The 16383-nt window shown below is 71.0% G+C and carries 14 protein-coding genes; 5 read left to right on the top strand and 9 right to left on the bottom strand.

Annotation, left to right across the window (positions count from 1 at the left end):
* Positions 1 to 82: 82 nt before the first annotated feature.
* Positions 83 to 1258, bottom strand: a complete 1176-nt coding sequence (locus tag NNW99_RS00520) for a homoserine O-acetyltransferase (RefSeq protein WP_215124090.1) — start codon at positions 1256 to 1258, stop codon at positions 83 to 85.
* Positions 1255 to 2616: a bifunctional o-acetylhomoserine/o-acetylserine sulfhydrylase gene (locus NNW99_RS00515; protein WP_215116583.1), complete on the bottom strand. Its 1362-nt coding sequence runs from the start codon at positions 2614 to 2616 to the stop codon at positions 1255 to 1257. The genes NNW99_RS00520 and NNW99_RS00515 overlap by 4 nt, the downstream gene beginning before the upstream one ends.
* Positions 2617 to 3174: 558 nt before the next feature.
* On the opposite strand from NNW99_RS00515, the gene NNW99_RS00510 reads away from it, so the two are divergent.
* Entirely contained in the window at positions 3175 to 4455 is a 1281-nt protein-coding gene (locus NNW99_RS00510) for a sulfite oxidase (protein WP_215116582.1), read from the top strand.
* Here the strand turns inward: NNW99_RS00510 and NNW99_RS00505 are convergent.
* The 4 genes from NNW99_RS00505 to NNW99_RS00490 form a co-directional block, all read right to left on the bottom strand.
* On the bottom strand, positions 4442 to 5341 hold the full coding sequence (locus NNW99_RS00505; RefSeq protein ID WP_215116581.1) for a TauD/TfdA family dioxygenase: 900 nt from the start codon (positions 5339 to 5341) through the stop codon (positions 4442 to 4444). The two genes, NNW99_RS00510 and NNW99_RS00505, sit on opposite strands and share 14 nt — an antisense overlap.
* A 38-nt stretch (positions 5342 to 5379) precedes the next feature.
* Positions 5380 to 6198, bottom strand: a complete 819-nt coding sequence (locus NNW99_RS00500) for an ABC transporter ATP-binding protein (protein WP_215116580.1) — start codon at positions 6196 to 6198, stop codon at positions 5380 to 5382.
* Complete coding sequence (locus NNW99_RS00495; protein WP_215116579.1) at positions 6185 to 7237, bottom strand: ABC transporter substrate-binding protein; 1053 nt, start codon at positions 7235 to 7237, stop codon at positions 6185 to 6187. Before NNW99_RS00495 ends, NNW99_RS00500 begins: the two co-directional genes overlap by 14 nt.
* A gap of 64 nt (positions 7238 to 7301) precedes the next feature.
* A complete protein-coding gene (locus NNW99_RS00490) occupies positions 7302 to 8168 on the bottom strand; it encodes an ABC transporter permease (RefSeq protein WP_251057659.1) in 867 nt (288 codons plus the stop codon).
* Positions 8169 to 8638: 470 nt separating this feature from the next.
* Between NNW99_RS00490 and NNW99_RS00485 the strand changes: the two genes are divergently transcribed.
* Complete coding sequence (locus NNW99_RS00485) at positions 8639 to 9853, top strand: triacylglycerol lipase (protein WP_215116578.1); 1215 nt, start codon at positions 8639 to 8641, stop codon at positions 9851 to 9853.
* Between the two features lie 135 nt (positions 9854 to 9988).
* On the opposite strand, the gene NNW99_RS00480 is transcribed toward NNW99_RS00485, so the two are convergent.
* Positions 9989 to 10321, bottom strand: a complete 333-nt coding sequence (locus NNW99_RS00480; protein WP_251058063.1) for a carboxymuconolactone decarboxylase family protein — start codon at positions 10319 to 10321, stop codon at positions 9989 to 9991.
* Between the two features lie 198 nt (positions 10322 to 10519).
* Between NNW99_RS00480 and NNW99_RS00475 the strand changes: the two genes are divergently transcribed.
* Together NNW99_RS00475 and NNW99_RS00470 are read left to right on the top strand one after the other, a co-directional pair.
* Positions 10520 to 10894: a helix-turn-helix domain-containing protein gene (locus NNW99_RS00475; RefSeq protein WP_305125189.1), complete on the top strand. Its 375-nt coding sequence runs from the start codon at positions 10520 to 10522 to the stop codon at positions 10892 to 10894.
* A gap of 1 nt (position 10895) precedes the next feature.
* Positions 10896 to 11327: a PaaI family thioesterase gene (locus tag NNW99_RS00470; protein WP_215116577.1), complete on the top strand. Its 432-nt coding sequence runs from the start codon at positions 10896 to 10898 to the stop codon at positions 11325 to 11327.
* 156 nt (positions 11328 to 11483) lie between these two features.
* Here the strand turns inward: NNW99_RS00470 and NNW99_RS00465 are convergent, their stop codons facing one another.
* Positions 11484 to 12848 carry an APC family permease gene (locus tag NNW99_RS00465; protein WP_215116576.1) on the bottom strand — a complete coding sequence of 455 codons (1365 nt, stop codon included), beginning with the start codon at positions 12846 to 12848 and terminating at the stop codon, positions 11484 to 11486.
* 350 nt (positions 12849 to 13198) lie between these two features.
* On the opposite strand from NNW99_RS00465, the gene NNW99_RS00460 reads away from it, so the two are divergent.
* Positions 13199 to 15775 carry an ATP-binding protein gene (locus NNW99_RS00460; protein WP_215116575.1) on the top strand — a complete coding sequence of 859 codons (2577 nt, stop codon included), beginning with the start codon at positions 13199 to 13201 and terminating at the stop codon, positions 15773 to 15775.
* Here NNW99_RS00460 and NNW99_RS00455 read toward each other — a convergent pair.
* A complete protein-coding gene (locus NNW99_RS00455; protein ID WP_251057658.1) occupies positions 15753 to 16310 on the bottom strand; it encodes a hypothetical protein in 558 nt (185 codons plus the stop codon). The genes NNW99_RS00460 and NNW99_RS00455 overlap by 23 nt on opposite strands.
* Between the last annotated feature and the right edge of the window lie 73 nt (positions 16311 to 16383).

Raw genomic sequence — 16383 nt, 5'->3', positions numbered from 1 at the left:
AGGAGATCCGCCGAGGCCAGGGCCCCGATCGCGGTGACGGTGAGCGGCCGGTAGCCGTCCGGGACGTCCAACGACGCGCGCATCATGGGGCGAGTTCTGATGGTGCCCGCGGAGGGCGGACGAGTTCCTTCACGAGCGCGGCGACCTGGTCCGTCTCGATGAGGAAGCCGTCGTGTCCGTAGGGCGATTCGATGACCCGTACGTCGTCTGCCGTGGGGATGCCCGCCGCCAACTCCGCCTGCTGGGACGGCGGGTAGAGACGGTCGGAGTCCACCCCCGCGACGAGGGTTCTGGCGGTCACCCGGCTCAGGGCGGCACGCACGCCGCCGCGTCCCCGGCCGATGTCATGGCTGTTCATGGCCTCGCACAGCACGACGTAGCTGCCCGCGTCGAAGCGACGCACCAGCTTGGCCGCATGATGGTCGAGATAGGACTCGACCGCGTACCGGCCGCCGTACCGGGGATCCTCCGCGCCCTGGGCCGAGCGGCCGAAGCGGACCTGGAGCTCCGGCTCACTGCGATACGTGACATGGGCGATGCGCCGGGCCAGGCCGAGCCCGGCGTGGGGGCCCCGGCCGGTGTCGTGGTAGTGCCCGCCCCGCCAGTCCGGGTCGGACCGTACGGCGTTCGACTGGACGGTGGCCCAGGCGATCTGCTCGGCACTCGCCGCGGCGGCCGTGGCGAGCAGCAGGAGCGCGTCCGTCCGTTCGGGACGGGACACCGCCCACTCCAGCGCCCGCATCCCGCCCATCGAGCCACCGACCACCAGGGCCCAGCGGTCGATGCCCAGCGCATCGGCCAGACCGGCCTCGGCCGCGACCTGGTCACGCTGCGTCAGAAAGGGGAAGTCACCGCCCCAGCGCCGGCCGCGAGGGCTCACCGAGGACGGCCCGGTGCTGCCCTGGCAGCCCCCGAGCACGTTGGGCGCCACGACGAACCAGTGGTCCGTGTCCAGCGCCCGCCCGGGCCCGATGAGCCCGTCCCACCACCCGGGAGTGGGGTGGCCGGGCTCGGCGGGCCCGGCCGCGTGGCTGTCGCCGGTGAGCGCGTGCAGCACCAGCACCGCGTTGGACCGGTCCGGCGCGAGCCGCCCCCACGTCTCGAACGCCAGCCGGACACCGGGCAGTTCACCTCCCGTCTCCAACGCGAGCGCGCTCTCGCGCACGTACCACCGGCGGCGCCCGGGCGGGTCCCCCTCCCGCCAGGCCCCGGAGGCCGGCGGGAGAGGAACCTGAGAAGGCGTCAGTACGGTGTTCAGGACGCGCCCTTCGCCGCTCGGAACCCGGCCTCCAGGTCCGCCTTGAGGTCCGCGACGTTCTCGATACCGACCGAGAGGCGCACCAGGCCGGGTGAGGCGCCGGTGGCCGCCAGCTGCTCCTCGTCGAGCTGGCTGTGGGTGGTGGAGGCCGGGTGGATGATCAGGCTGCGTACATCGCCGATGTTGGCGAGATGGCTGAACAGCTCGACCGCGTCCACGAACCGCTTGCCCGCCTCGACGCCGTCCCGCAGCTCGAACGAGACCACGGCACCCGCACCGCGCGGCAGATACGTCCGACCCGCCTCGTACCAACGGCTGGACTCCAGCCCCGGGTAGTGGACGGCTGCCACCTCGTCGCGCTGCTCCAGCCACTCGGCCAGCGCCTGGGCGTTCGAGGAGTGCCGCTCGATGCGCAGGCTGAGCGTCTCGACGCCCTGGAGGAGCAGGAAGGCGGAGTGCGGAGACAGGGCGGGCCCGAGGTCGCGCAGCAGTTGCACCCGCAGCTTGACGGCGAAGGCGCCAGGACCGAGGGCCGGCCAGTACTGGAGGCCGTGGTAGCTGGGGTCGGGCTCGGTGAAGTCCGGGAACCGCTCGGCGTGCGCGCCGAAGTCGAAGGTGCCGCCGTCGACGACCACACCCGCGATCGCCGTGCCGTGCCCGCCGAGGAACTTGGTCGCCGAGTGCACGACGATGTCCGCGCCGTGCTCGATGGGCCGCAGCAGATAGGGAGTCGGGACCGTGTTGTCCACGATCAGCGGCACGCCCGCCTCGTGTGCCACGTCCGCGACCGCCCGCACGTCGAGCACATTGCCCCGCGGATTGCCCAGCGTCTCCGCGAACAGCGCCTTTGTGTTCGGCCGGATCGCCGCCCGCCAGGCCTCGGCGTCGTCCGGGTCGTCCACGAAGGACACCTCGATGCCCAGCCTCGGCAGCGTGTGCCGGAACAGGTTGTACGTGCCGCCGTACAGCGACGTGCTGGAGACGATGTGGTCACCGGAGCTCGCCAGGGTGAGGATCGCCAGCGTCTCCGCCGCCTGCCCGGAGGCCAGCGCCACGGCCGCGACCCCGCCCTCCAAGGCGGCGACGCGCTGCTCGAAGACGTCCTGCGTGGGGTTGTGGATACGGGTGTAGATGTTGCCGGGCTCGGCCAGCGAGAACAGGTCGGCGGCGTGCTGGGTGTCACGGAACACGAACGACGTCGTCTGGTAGATCGGCGTCGCCCGGGCCCCGGTCGCCGGGTCCGGCGCGGCACCGGCGTGGATCTGCCGGGTCTCGAAGGACCAGGCCGAGGTGTCGGGACCGGCGGGCTCGTCCTCGGGGGTGTGGCCGGCGGTGACGGAGTCGAGGGGCTGGCTCATGGCGGTACTCCCTGTGCTGAGGGCTTCAGACGGTGCTGAGGGCTTCAGAAGACGACAAGCGTGAGGACACCGCTGGACAGGCGGCCGCGCCCGTACGCGCACAGGGCAGCGGTCAGCGTGAAGCGGTGGAGGAATCGCGGGTCGGAGGCCGGAGCGAGACGTCAGCTCCCGGCGGAACAGCCCATGGTGGTGACACGCACGTAATCGACGTGGCGGCGGGTCACGAGCACGGTCATGGCCCCAGGTAACCACACGGGGACGGCGACGCACCAGACCGGCCGGGCCGTCTCACCCGGTGGGACGCACGGTGGCCCGATGTGCGCCGACGAGACGCTTCGTTGACACCCTCCCGCCCACGTGCTTGCATCCCGCCATGCCGTTGTCGGAGCCTCTGACCCGCCGCCGCACCGTGGACCTCGTCCGCGTGGCCGCCGCGCTGTGTCGCACGACCGGCTGATCGCACCCTCCCTGACGACACCGTCAACGACCGTGCCGCACACCACCGTTGTGCCTTGCAGAGCCCTGTCGTGCCCCTCCGCCCCATGACGAGGATCCGCCATGCCGTCACCCACCCCCGCCGGTCACCGCCACGAAACCGACTACGACCGCCGAAGGCTGCGCCAGTGGCTCGCCGGTGAGGCCAGGGCCGACGGGGTCAGCCGCCGCCGGCTGCTCACCCTGCTCGCCGCCACCGCCACCGCCGCCGGAACCGCGCTCGGTGCCCCGCCGCCCGCCCACGCGGCCGGCACACCGATCGTCAAGCCCCTGCCACCCGAGTGGTTCATCCAGCGCGGCACCAACGCCGAGACCCGCTGGGAGGCGCTGCGCGGCACCGGCCGCCACACCCCCAACGAGCTGTTCTTCGTACGCAACCACACCTCCACCCCCGTACTGGACGCCGACGACTGGCGGCTGCGCCTGTGGGGGAGCGGCCTGCGCGGAACCCCGGGCGAGGACCGGCCGGTGGAGTTCGGGTACGACGATCTGCGCGCCCTGCCGTCCGTCACCCGGACCGCCTTCGTCGAGTGCGCGGGGAACGGCCGCTCCTACTACACGACCCAGCAGGGCGAGACGGTCAGCGGCACCTCGTGGACCCTGGGCGCGATCGGCGTCGCACGCTGGCGCGGGGTGCGCCTGGCCGACGTCCTGCGCCGGGCCGGGCTCTCCCCGCACGCCGTGGACGTGCAGCCCCGTGGCCTGGACGCCGAGTACGTCAGCGGCGGCGAGAACCTGGGCCGGGTACGGCGCCCGCTCCCGCTGTCCAAGGCCTTGCACGACGTGCTGCTCGCGTACGAGATGAACGGCGAGCCCCTGCCGTACGACCACGGGTACCCGGTGCGGGTGCTGGTGCCGTCCTGGGTGGGGATCGCGTCGATCAAGTGGGTCGGCGACATCGAGGTGTCCGCGCAGCCGCTCTTCTCACCCTGGAACACCACCTTCTACCGCCTGTTCGGGCCCTCCCATCCGGACGGCGGCAGCGCACCGCTGACCCGGCAGACCACCAAGAGCGCCTTCGAGCTGGCGAGCGGTGCCACGTTCACCGCGGGACGGAGACACGTGCTGCACGGACGGTCGTGGTCGGGGGCGGGCGCCGTCGCCCGGGTCGACGTCAGCACCGACGGCGGGGCGCACTGGCGGCCCGCCCGCCTCCACGACCGCCCCCGCCACGGCACCTGGACCCGCTGGTCCCTCGACTGGCGGCCCGACGCACCCGGCGCCACCCAGCTGCTGGCCCGCGCCACGGACACGACCGGCCGCACCCAGCCGGACATCGCGGTGCCCAACACACAGGGCTACCTGTTCGACGCGGCCGTACGGCATCCGGTCAGCGTGGTGTGACGGACCGCCCACTGGGAGCGGGACCGACCGGGGAGTCGCCGCGCAGCGTGATGCGGTGCATGACGCGATGCTGGTCGCCGTAGTCGCGGTTGGCGTAGTGGGCCGTGCCGCGGTTGTCCCACAGGGCGACATCACCCGGCTGCCAGCGATTCCGTACGACGTGCTCGGGCTTGGTGAGGTGGGCGTACAGGATGTCGAGGATGCCGCGGCTCTCGTGCTCCGAGACGCCCACGATGTGCGAGGTGAAGCCGGGGTTCACGAACAGGCCCTTGCGGCCGCTCTCGGGGTGCACCCGCACCACCGGGTGCTCCGTCGGCGTCAGTTCGGTGAACACCTCCCCGTCCCACAGGTTGCCGCGGCCCTGCCTGCGCTGCGCCAGGTAGTAGCCGAACTCGCGGCTGCCGTCGTGGACGGCGGTGAGCGTGTCGACGTACGCCCGCAGGCCCGGCGACAGCGACTCGTAGGCGAGCTGGCTGTCGGCCCAGTTGGTGTCGCCACCGGTGGGCGGCAGCACCACGGCCCGCAGGACGGAGATCGCCGGCGGCCGCCGTACGAACGTCACGTCCGTGTGCCACACGTCGGCGAACCCGTTGTCCTGGCTGTCCAGGGAGTACACCTCGGGGGCCACGTCACCGGAATCGTGGACCGGATGCCCGACGGTGACCTCTCCGAGGCGTCTGCCGAACTCGATCTGCGCGGCGTCGTCGAGGGTGTGCTGGCCGCGCACGAAGAGCACCTTGTACGCCACGAGAGCTTCGCGCAGTGCCAGGACCTGGTCGTCGTCGAGGCGTCCGAGGTCGATGCCGTGGATCTCGGCACCGAAGCCGGGGCCGAGCGGGGTGAGGGGCAGCCGGGTCACGGCCGGCCGCTCGCTGAGGATGCTCATGGGTGGGTGTCCTTTCCTGGCTTGGCTGAGTACGGGGATCAGGCCGCTGCGGCGGACTTGACGGCGTGGGACACCTCCGCGCGCAGCTCGGCGAACTCCTCGGAGTCGCGGAGCTCCTCGGCGTCGACGTCGCCACGCGGCAGGGAGATCGGCAGGTCCAGAGCCACGGTCCCGGGGCTCTTGGACAGCACCACGATGCGGGAGCCGAGGAACACCGCCTCGTCCGCCGAGTGCGTCACGAACACCGTGGTCCGGCCGGTCAGGTCGGTCACCCGGCGGACGTCCTCCTGAAGCCGCTCCCGGGTCAGCGCGTCGAGCGCCGCGAACGGCTCGTCGAGCAGGAGCAGCGGGTTCTCGGCGGCGAGGGCCCGGGCGATCGCGACGCGCTGCTGCTGACCGCCGGAGATCTCCCAGGTGCGCCGCTTCTCGGTGCCCTCCAGGCCGACGCGGGCCAGCAACTCCGCACGTCGCTCGGGCCATTGGGCGCGGTTGACCCCCGCGTACCGCAGCGCCAGGTCGATGTTCCCCCGCACCGTCCGCCACGGGAACAACCGCGGCGTCTGGAACACCACCCCGGCCGCCTCGCCGGGCCGCGGCTGGGCTCCGGAGACCCGCACCGCTCCCCGCGTGGGCTCCTCGAAGCCGGCGATCAGCCGCAGCAGCGTGCTCTTGCCGCAGCCGGAGGCACCCACCAGCACCAGGAACTCCCCGGCCGGGACACTCAGATCGACCGGCCCGACGGCGGTGAAGGCCGCACCGCCCCGGCCGTACCGGTGGGTGACATGGTCGAGGCGAACGGATCCGGCGGGCCCGGTCTCCGCCCCTGCCGTGGCCTGGGTGAGCTCACTTGAGGACATCGGGCAGCCCCTTGAGGTAGAACGCCTCGCGCACGACGTCCTCGGACGGCGCGGCGCCGATCTGCTTCTGGTCGGCCAGGAACCGGCCGGTGTCGGTGACATAGGTGAGCAGCTTGCCCGGGTTGCCGTCGGTACCCAGCCAGTCGGCGGAGACCACCTGCTCCGGGGCGAGGAACACCCCCTGCGAGAGCTGCGCCTTGGCGTCTGCCGCGCTGATGCCCAGCTCGGCCGCGACGGCCTCGACCGTGCCCTGCGGGTCGGACTTGATCAGGCGCAGCGCCTCGGCCTCCGCCTTGCGCCAGGCATCGATCGCCTTGGGGTCCTTGGCGATCAGGTCGTCCGAGACGACGGCCAGGTCGAGGGTCGGCTTGCCGCCCGCGCCGATCTCCTTGCTGCTGGTGAGCTGGATGCCGGTCTTGCGCAGCTCGTCCAGGGTGGGCAGCCAGACATAGGCGGCGTCGATGTCGCCCCGCTGCCACGCGGCGAGGAGCGGCTGCGGCTGCAGGTCGATCAGCTCGACGTCCGACGTCTTGAGACCGGCCTCCTTCAGCGCGGAGAGCAGGCTGTAGTGCGAGGTGGAGGCGAAGGGAGTGGCTATCTTCCTGCCCTTGAGCCCGGCGACATCGGTGATGCCGGTCGCCTTGCGGGCGACAAGGGCCTCGTTCTCGCCCGCGACATCGAGGATCCACGCGACCTTGTACGGGATGGGCGAGCTGCCGGACACCCCGCGCGCGAACGGGCTGGAGCCCAGTGCGGCGATGTCGAGGGACTTGCCGATGAAGGCCTGGTTGACGCCGGCGCCGGAGTCGAACTTGATCCAGGTGATCGTGTAGTCCGGCAGCGCCTTCTCCAGCAGCTTTCTGTTCTTCACGAGCAAGTCGCCGCTGGGGAAGGCGAAGTAGCCGATGCGCAGTTGCTTGGAGCCTCCGGAGGCCGACGCCTCACCGCCCGAGGAGCAGCCCGTGACGGCAGCGGACACGGCGGCCAGGGCACCGGCGAGGAGGAGACGGCGGGACGGACCTTGCGGGGCACGGGACATGGCGGAGCCGTTTCTGTGCGGAGGGGAGGAGCGGGGAGGGGAGAGCAGAGGGTGAGGGCGGGACCTACGCGCGACCGCGCCACGGAACGACCGACCGCTCGAGCCGTAGCAGCAGACCGTCGATGATCAGGCCGGAGACGCCGATGGCGATGATGCCGACGAGCACCACCGGGGTGTTGTTGTAGTTGGCCGCGTCCTTGACCATGCCGCCGATTCCGGGAAGGCCGTTGACCAGTTCGGCGGCGACCAGGGAGGAGTAGGCCACCCCCACGGCGAGCCGGACCCCGGTGAGCGTCTCGGGCAGGGCGGACGGGACGACGACGTCCCTGACGACGTCCCATCGGGACGCGCCGAGCGCACGGGCGGCCTCGATCAGGCTCTTCGGTACGGCCGTGACGGCTGTGGTGGTGGACACCGCAACGGGAGGGAAGGCGGCCACGGCCAGCAGCGTGACCTTCGGCTCCTCGTTGATGCCCAGCCAGATGATGAGCAGCGAGAAGTACGCCAGCGGCGGCAGCGTCCGCAGGAAAGTGATCCAGGGCTCGAACAGTGAGCGTACCCAGCCGACGGTGCCCATGAGCAGCCCGAACACCACTCCGGCGGCGATGCCGATTCCGGCGCCGAGCGCGATGCGCCGCAGGCTGATGCCCAGGTGCTCGACGAGCGTGGTGCCGTTGTAGCCCCGTACGCCGCCGTGCGTGCCGGAGACCTCGATGAACGCTTCCCACACCTTGGCGGGCGGCGGAACCAGTGTCTCGCTCCACGTTCCGCTCGCCGCCAGCAGCTGCCACAGGACGAGGAAGAGCAGGAGCGAGCCGAACGGCAGCGCGACATGACGCACTCGCGTCCACCCGTCCCGCGTCCGCGCGGGAGGTTCGGGCGGCACATCGGCCGGGTCATCGGGCTTGAGCAGAGCGGGAGTTGTGGACATGAGGCGTCCTCCAGGGGCGCCGGGACATGAGCAGCCGCCGCCGAACGGCAGGGGCGGCCGGCCCCGAGCGACAGTGATGCCGAATGAAGGGGGGAGAGCGTCCCGGAACGAAGCACGGGAAGAACCGCCCCGCTGCGGCTGCCGTCACCGGACGGCAGGGCGGCGCGGGGCGCGCGTCAAGAAGGCTGGGTCAGCGACAACACGAGCCCGGGCGTCGGCACAGGTCGATGACCAGGCGTCGCACCAAGGACTCGGAGATCATGAGGCCCATTTCTACCGCAGCCGCAGCCCCGGACCAACAGGCGTCCACTTCCTGAAATGGACCCTGTCTCGCCGCGCGCTCTCCAGCTGTAGGTGAAACACAGCGAGTTCACTCAAAGTGATCATTCGTGCACTCTGAGTGCATGGCGGTCGGTTCGTCTGTCGAACATCTCCCTGAAGTTGTTGCCGGCAGCAAGGAAAGGACAGCCGTGGCCGACAGCGGGACCGAGAAGTTCAGGAAAGCCGCCAGCACGTTCGGACTGGTGGCGCCGACGGGGAGGGCGGCGGCTTCGCAGGCGCCGCCGGCCGACGAGGTGTGGCAGCTGCCGGGCGGCAGCGCCCGGGTGTACTACGGGGAAGGGCAGAAGGGTGTGGTCCGGCCGGTCGTCCTGGCCGACGGGTTCAACCTCGGGCCGAGCGACTTCGACTGGCTCTGGGACGGGCTCGAGAACGGCCGGTTCCCCTTCATCAGCGAGCTCCGGCGCCGCGGGCGCACCCTGGTCCTCATCGGGTTCGACGAGCGCAGCGAGTCGATCCTGCGCAACGCCGAGACGGTGATGGCCGCGACCCTGCGGACCATCGCCGAGCAGCTCGATGACACACGGCTCCTCGTCGGCGGGTTCAGCATGGGCGGCATCGTCACCCGCTACGCGCTGGCGAAGATGGAACTGCGGCGCATGGACCACCGGGTCGGCGTCTACGCGTCGTTCGACAGCCCGCACCGGGGGGCGTGGGTGCCGGTCGGGCTCCAGGCGTTCGCGCACTACACCGCCCCGGTGGACGACACCTATCTGCGGCAGATCAGCAGCCCGGCCTCGCAGCAGATGCTCTGGCGCTACCTGGACGCTCTGGACGGCACCCCCAAGGAGAGCCCGCTGCGGACCGAGTTCCTCGAACAGCTCGGGCAGGTGGGCTCGTGGCCCCGCATCCCGCGTCTGATCGGAGTCTCCAGCGGGCGCGGCGACGGTGTGGGCAACGGCGTACGGGCCGGGGCGAAGGCCCTGAGCTGTGCCGGGCCGCTCTGCGACGGCACATACTTCCTCGCCCAGTCACAGGGAGATCCGGCGGAGGTGGCCGTCCTGAACGGCGTCCTCGGCGGGAAGCACACGGTCACCACCAGCGGCTTCCCCGAGCTGGACGGAGCGCCGGGCGGGACGCTCGAGTCCTTCGGCATCATCGGCGACGCCCTCGCCGACGTGGGGGAGGGCGTCGACCTGGCCCACCGGTCCGGGTGCTTCGTACCGTCCGTCAGCGCCGTCGCCATCCGTGACCTGGGCAGGCAGGAGGACCTCTACGTCAACATCGACGAACTGCCGCCGGAGGAGTCCGAGCTCGACGACTTCCTCCTGTCCCAGGACAACGACCCCCACGCCCTCATGACGGAGGACATCGGCCGCTGGGTCCTCGACCGACTGCCCGACTGACCCCGACGCGGGCCTGCGGCCTGTGGCTTTCGACAAGCCGCTGCCCGTCAGGGGCCTCGTAGCCGTCGACCAGGTCGCCTTCATCAAAACCCTGCTCCCTGAGAGTTCACGATGAAGGCGACCTCGGTCCCATGCTCATCGCGCGCCGCCACCCGCTGCGCCGTACTGCGAGAAGCGCGCGGCCCAAGGCTCAAGGGGGAGGCTCAGGCCGTCCGTCCAGTCCTCGTCGTCGAGTGTGCAACCGGCGTCGATCCGGTCGCACAGTCGCACGGGACAGCCTTCCTCCTCGCTCCAGCAGTCGTCCTCGGGGCCACCGGCGCAGGTCGAGGCGATCTGATCGCGGGTCAGTCCGGCCTTCTCGGCGAAGGCGCTGACGTGCACGCCCCACTCGTACTCGCTCCCGCAGCGGGCGGTGACGCGGTCGATGACGATCTCGCGCTGCTTGAGGGCGAGATGCCCGCGGTCCAGCAGACCCCCGCCGAAGAACCGATCGAAGAGCCGTCGGTCCGTGGCCGGCCACCTACTGCTCCCTTTTCTTTGCTGGCGGTGGCGCGGCGGCCAAAGCCGTGGGCCACGACCGCCACCACTCGTCCGCTTCGTTTTCCGAAGCAGGAGAGGATGCTAGCGTTTCGAAAAACGAAGCACTAGAGGGAGATGTCGGGCGACATGGCAGAGACACCCAGACCAGGGCGCCCGGTCCGCGGCTCGACCAGCGGTCGCCCGATCATGGCGGCGCTCGACCTGTTCGGCCGGCGCTGGAGCCTGCGCATCATCTGGGAGCTGCATCAGGGCCCCACCGGCTTTCGCCCCTTGCAGCAGCGCTGCGACGGCATGTCCTCCAGCGTCCTGCGCCAACGCCTCGTCGAACTCGGCCAGGCGGGCCTCGTCACGCAACAGGACGACAGCGGCTACACCCTCACCGCCCTCGGCGAGGACGCCTACCGCGCCCTCGGCCCTCTCGCCCGCTGGGCCGAGGACTGGGCCGAGACCCTCACAGAGCCGACCACCCGCCACCAGGCGATCACGGAAGACGAGGTGTGATGTGACGGACGCTCCGAATCTGGCTCTCGCGCAGAAGGTTCTGGCGGCCCAGCCCTTCAGCAACCTGCTCGGCGCCCGCCTGGTGGTCTTCGAGAAGGGCGCGGCGACCCTGGAGCTGGACATCCGCGACGACCTGCGCCAGCAGAACGGCTTCCTGCACGGCGGCGTACTCGCCTACGCGGCGGACAACACGCTGACGTTCGCCGCCGGCACCGTCGTCGGCGCGAAGCTGCTCACCGCCGGGTTCACCATCGACTACCTGCGCCCCGCCGACGGCGCACTGCTGCGGGCCCACGCACAGGTCGTCCGGGCGGGCCGTTCCCGTGTCGTGTGCCGCTGCGACCTCTCCGTCGTGGACAGCGCGGGCGTGGAGACCCTGTGCGCGGTGGCACAGGGAACCGTCGCGATCCCCGAACCCTCACAGGAACCCTGACGCCACGGGTGGGCTGAACGCGCCCGGCCGATTCGTTCGGGATCACTCCCGCTCGGCTCTCTGGATCGCGGCCGCGGCGGTGATTCTCCTCGGCGCCCTCTGCAGGCTCGTACGGGATGTGCGACTGCACGCTCGTACGGGATGTGCGACGTCTGCTCAGTCCTCGCCGCGCGCCTTGAGCACCACCTTGTTGAGCGCCCACAGCCCGATGCCGATGGCCAGCAGCACGCCTGCCCGGATGTAGACGTCCGCGGGCCGGTCGGAGAGGGGGCTGGCCAGGATCAGGGTGGTGATCGCGCCGAGCACCGGCAGGACGGTCGGCGTACGGAAGTGCTGGTGCTCCACCGGGTCGCGGCGCAGGACGAGGACGGCGATGTTGACGACGGCGAAGACACACAGCAGAAGGAAGGACGTGGTGTCGCCGAGCCCCGCGATCTCGCCGGTGCAGACCAGGCCGATCGCCAGGAGCGAGACGAAGACGATGCCGACGACCGGGGTGCGTCGCCGGGGCAGCACGCGGCCCAGGGCGCGCGGCAGGATGCGCTCGTTCGCCATGCCGTAGCAGAGGCGGGACGCCATCATGATGTTGATCAGGGCCGAGTTGGTGACCGCGAACAGGGCGATCAGGGCGAACAGTTTGGGCGGGAAGTCGAGCCCGCCGGCCTTGACGACCTCCAGCAGCGGCCCGCTGGAGTCCTCCAGCACCCGGTAGTCGACGAGCAGGGAGGAGACCAGGGCGACCAGGACGTAGATGGTCCCGGTGACGGCGACGCCGATGAAGATGGCCTTCGGGAAGGTCCGCACCGGGTCCTTGGTCTCCTCGGCCATGTTGACGGAGTCCTCGAAGCCCACGAAGGCGAAGAAGCCGAGGGCTGTCGCCCCCAGCACACTGGTGAGCAGTGCGAAACCCGTGCCCCCCGCCTGGAACTCGCCGAGCCGAGAGGGCTCACCGTCACCGGTCAGGACGGCCCAGGCACCGATCGTGAGAATGACGACCAGGCCGGTCAGTTCGACCGTGGTGAGGACCACGTTGGTCTTCACGGACTCCGACACGCCGCGCAGATTCAGGGCGGCCAGGGCGAGGATGAACAGGATCGCGATGAGGGTGGGCGGGAAAACGTCCGTGAACTCGGACAGATAGTCACCGCTGAAGGCGCGGGCCGCCGCACTCGCGGAGGAGAGACCCGAGCACATGACCATGAAGGCGACGATGAAGGTGAGGAACGGGACCTTGAACGCCTTCTGGGTGTAGAGCGCGGCACCGGCCGCCTTCGGGTATTTGCCGACGAGTTCGACGTACGAGGCGGCTGTCAGGACGGCTACGACGAAGCCGATGAGGAACGGCAGCCAGAGTGCCCCGCCGATCTTTCCGGCGACCTGACCGGTGGTGGCGTAGATGCCCGTGCCGAGGATGTCGCCGATCACGAACAGGATCAGCAGTCTGGGGCCGATGGCGCGACGCAGCGGTGTGTCGTCCCCTTGTTCCGGCGCGGCAGCCGCATCATTCCCGGTCTCGGACACGAAGGCACTCCCTGAGGCGTTCGGCGCGGAACTGAACAACGTCTCGACTGCCCCGCAAGCCCTTGGGTGATGCCTTGACGTACTGCATTCGGGGAGGTGTTCGCATCCGCATCCACGTCGCCACCGTGGTGGCGAGGACCACGAGAGCCGGAACCGTCCCTACGCCGCGCATGCCGTCCCCTTCACCCTTTCGGCCTGGATCCCGTCAAGGCGGTGTCAACGTCCTCGTGACCGGCGCCAAGGATGTGTCAAGGAGCGCTGCGAGCACCTCGGAGTGGCGCTTCGGTAGGGGGAAGCAACCCTTCCCCTCGGGGGAGTCGATCGCCAGTGAGCGGAGCACGTCGGCTGCGATGAGTGACGTACGGACCAATGCGAGTGACGTACGGACCGGCGGAAGCGAGGCAGGGGCCGGTGCGGGTGCCGTACGCCCGGGACGCCTCAAGGTCTATCTCGGGGCCGCCCCCGGCGTGGGAAAGACCTACCGCATGCTCGACGAGGCGCGGCGCAGAGCCTCGCGCGGGGCCGATGTCGTGGTGGGGTTCGTCGAGTGCCACGGGCGGCCCGGCACGGAGGGGATGCTCGACGGCCTGGAAGTGGTCGAGCGGGCCTCGTGCGTCTACCGCGGCGGGGCGTTCGAGGAGATGGACCTCGCCGCCGTCCTGGCGCGCCGCCCGCAGGTGGCGATCGTCGACGAGTTCGCCCACAGCAACGTCCCCGGCGGCGGCCGCAACACCAAGCGCTGGCAGGACATCGAGGAACTGCTCGCCGCCGGGATCGACGTCATCAGCGCCCTCAACATCCAGCATCTCGAGTCACTGAACGACGTCGTCGAGAAGATCACCAGAGTGCCGCAGCACGAGACGGTGCCCGACGAGGTCGTACGGCGGGCCCATCAGATCGAGCTGGTCGACATCCCGCCCGAAGGGCTGCGTCGGCGGATGGCGCACGGCAACATCTACGCTCCGGAGAAGGTCGACGCGGCTCTCGCCGACTACTTCCGCCCCGGCAACCTGACGGCGCTGCGCCAGCTCGCCCTGCTGTGGGTCGCCGACCGCGTCGACGAGGCGCTGCAGACCTATCGCTCGGAGCACGGCATCGGCGGCGTGTGGGAGACCCGGGAGCGAGTCGTCGTGGCCCTGACGGGTGGGCCGGAGGGGGACACACTGATCCGGAGAGCCGCTCGCGTCGCGGACCGGTCGGCGGGCGGTGACCTGCTCGCCGTGCACGTGACCCGCAGCGACGGTCTCGCCTCCGGCGCCTCGCACGCCTCCCTGGCCCGGCAGCGGCGGCTCATCGAGGATCTCGGCGGCAGCTACCACTCGGTGGTCGGCGACGACGTCGCCACCGCCCTGGTGGAGTTCGCCCGCGCCGAGAACGCCACCCAGCTCGTCCTCGGCACCAGCCGCCGCGGCCGCGTCGAACGGTTCGTCACGGGGCGCGGCACCGGCGAGACGGTCGTCGAACTCTCCGCCGACATCGACATCCACATGGTCACGCACGAGCGCGCCGGGCGCGGCACCCTGCTGCCCTCCCGCAGGCGCACCCTCTCGACCGTACGCAGGATCGCGGGCCCGGTCGCCGGTCTGCTGCTGCCCGTGGCGCTCACCTTCCTGCTGGACCTGGACGTGGCCAGGGACAGACTGAACCTCACCAGCGAGGCACTGCTCTTCCTGCTCACCGTGGTGGGGGTGGCGTGCATAGGCGGGGTCGCGTCGGCGGTGATCGCGTCGGTGACGGCGTCGCTGCTGCTCAACTACTGGTTCATCCCGCCCGTCGGTCGGTTCACCCTCGACGATCCGAACGCGCTGCTCGCCCTGGCGGTCTTCGCGGTGGTGGCCGCCACCGTGGCCGCCGTCGTCGACCGCTCGCTGCGGCTGGCGAGACGCTCGGCCCGCGCCACCGCCGAGGCGGAGACCATGTCGTCCCTCGCGGGCACGATCGTGCGGGGCGGCGCGACCATTCCCGCCTTGGTGGAACGGACCCGCGAGACCTTCGGTATGGATGCCGCGGAGCTGGTGGACGAACCGCCCGGAGAGGACGGCGTGACCGCCGTGCCGGCGGGCCCCGGCGCCTTCCTTGTCCTGCGCGGCCGTACCCTCCCGTCCTCCGAGCGGCGCGTGCTGTCCGCGTTCGCGGCGCATGTGGGGTCGGCGGTCGAGCGGGCCCGGCTGGCCGAGGCCGTCGCCGAGGTCGAGCCGGTCAAGGCGGCCGACCGCATGCGTACGGCGCTGCTGCGGGCGGTCGGCCACGACCTGCGCACCCCGCTCGCCGCGGGCTGGGCCGCCGTCGCCTCGCTTCGCAGCCAGGACGTGGAGTTCTCGCCCGACGACCGGGACGAACTCCTCGCCACCGCCGACGAGTCCATGGCCCGGCTCAACCGGCTGATCGAGAACCTCCTCGACCTCAGCCGCCTCCAGGCCGGCGCGCTCACCCTCGACCTGCGCGCCACCGCCCTGGAGGAGGTCCTCCCCGTGGCTCTCGCCGACACCCCCGGGGTCGAGGTGGCGGACCTGGAGGAGGTTCCCGCGGTCCTGGCCGACCCTCCCTTGCTCGAACGGGTGATCGCCAATCTAGTCGGCAATGCCGCCCGTCACAGCCCAGCGGGGAGCAAGGTGCTGCTGACCGCCAGCGCCCACGCGGGCCGCGTCGAACTGCGCGTCGTCGACCGAGGACCCGGCCTCCCGCCCACCGACCGGGACCGGATCTTCGAGCCCTTCCAGCGCCTGGGCGACACCGACAACACGACGGGCCTCGGCCTGGGCCTGGCCCTCTCACGGGGACTGACCGAGGCGATGAACGGCACCCTCACCCCGGAGGACACCCCGGGCGGGGGCCTGACGATGGCGCTGTCCCTGCCCTTCGCCGAGCAGGTCGAGCGCGCCGGCGGTGCCGGAGAGGACCTTCCTAGTCCAGCTCCGAGACCTTGAAGACGGACCGGGCGGTCTGACGGTCGATCCGTTCCGAGAGGCGGCGCAGCACGGTCTCACCGCAGGTCAGCGAGCCGCGAGCCACCGACTCCCGAGCGTCCTCGGCCAGGCGGTGCCACAGTCCGGGATTGTTCACCAGGACCTGAGGGTCGATCTCGACGCGCCCGCCGAGCGCGTCCCGCAGGCGGAGCCGCTGGGAGACGCCGTCCAGGCAGCGCACCGACACCAAGAGGTCGGTGCGGACCCGCCGCCCGGGCAGCAGTCCGCGCGAGGACAGCCAGCCCTTGCCCGCGGTGACTCTGGGCGGGAAGAGGAGCACGAAGAGGAGCGCTGCGAGCCCGGCCCACAGCCCGCAGCGCCCGGTCGTGAGGCTGTCGTTTCCCCAGTCGATCACGAGCAGCACGGCGAGGAGCACCGCTGAACACTGCACCGCGCTGCGCAGATTCCCTGCCCAGCAATGGTCTCGGGCCACTCCCCCGGCCGCCTGTTCGTGAGCGTGGACCGCGTCGTCACGCGCGTCATGCCTGCGTTCCATAGGGCCGACGTTAGAGACCCGGGAGGCCGGAGTCCCGCACCTTGATACGACTCTGACGGAGCATCTGCTCGTG

The organism is Streptomyces sp. CRCS-T-1, assembly GCF_024442335.1.
Lineage (GTDB): Bacteria > Actinomycetota > Actinomycetes > Streptomycetales > Streptomycetaceae > Streptomyces > Streptomyces koelreuteriae.
This window is presented reverse-complemented; position numbering and strand designations above follow the sequence as displayed.

Bases quoted from the DNA above. Each gene is read 5' to 3' on its own strand.
- NNW99_RS00515 (WP_215116583.1), bottom strand. From the start codon at position 2,616: ATGAGCCAGCCCCTCGACTCCGTCACCGCCGGCCACACCCCCGAGGAC.
- NNW99_RS00510 (WP_215116582.1), top strand. From the start codon at position 3,175: ATGCCGTCACCCACCCCCGCCGGTCACCGCCACGAAACCGACTACGAC.
- NNW99_RS00505 (WP_215116581.1), bottom strand. From the start codon at position 5,341: ATGAGCATCCTCAGCGAGCGGCCGGCCGTGACCCGGCTGCCCCTCACC.
- NNW99_RS00500 (WP_215116580.1), bottom strand. From the start codon at position 6,198: ATGTCCTCAAGTGAGCTCACCCAGGCCACGGCAGGGGCGGAGACCGGG.
- NNW99_RS00495 (WP_215116579.1), bottom strand. From the start codon at position 7,237: ATGTCCCGTGCCCCGCAAGGTCCGTCCCGCCGTCTCCTCCTCGCCGGT.
- NNW99_RS00490 (WP_251057659.1), bottom strand. From the start codon at position 8,168: ATGTCCACAACTCCCGCTCTGCTCAAGCCCGATGACCCGGCCGATGTG.
- NNW99_RS00475 (WP_305125189.1), top strand. From the start codon at position 10,520: ATGGCAGAGACACCCAGACCAGGGCGCCCGGTCCGCGGCTCGACCAGC.
- NNW99_RS00460 (WP_215116575.1), top strand. From the start codon at position 13,199: ATGAGTGACGTACGGACCAATGCGAGTGACGTACGGACCGGCGGAAGC.
- NNW99_RS00455 (WP_251057658.1), bottom strand. From the start codon at position 16,310: ATGGAACGCAGGCATGACGCGCGTGACGACGCGGTCCACGCTCACGAA.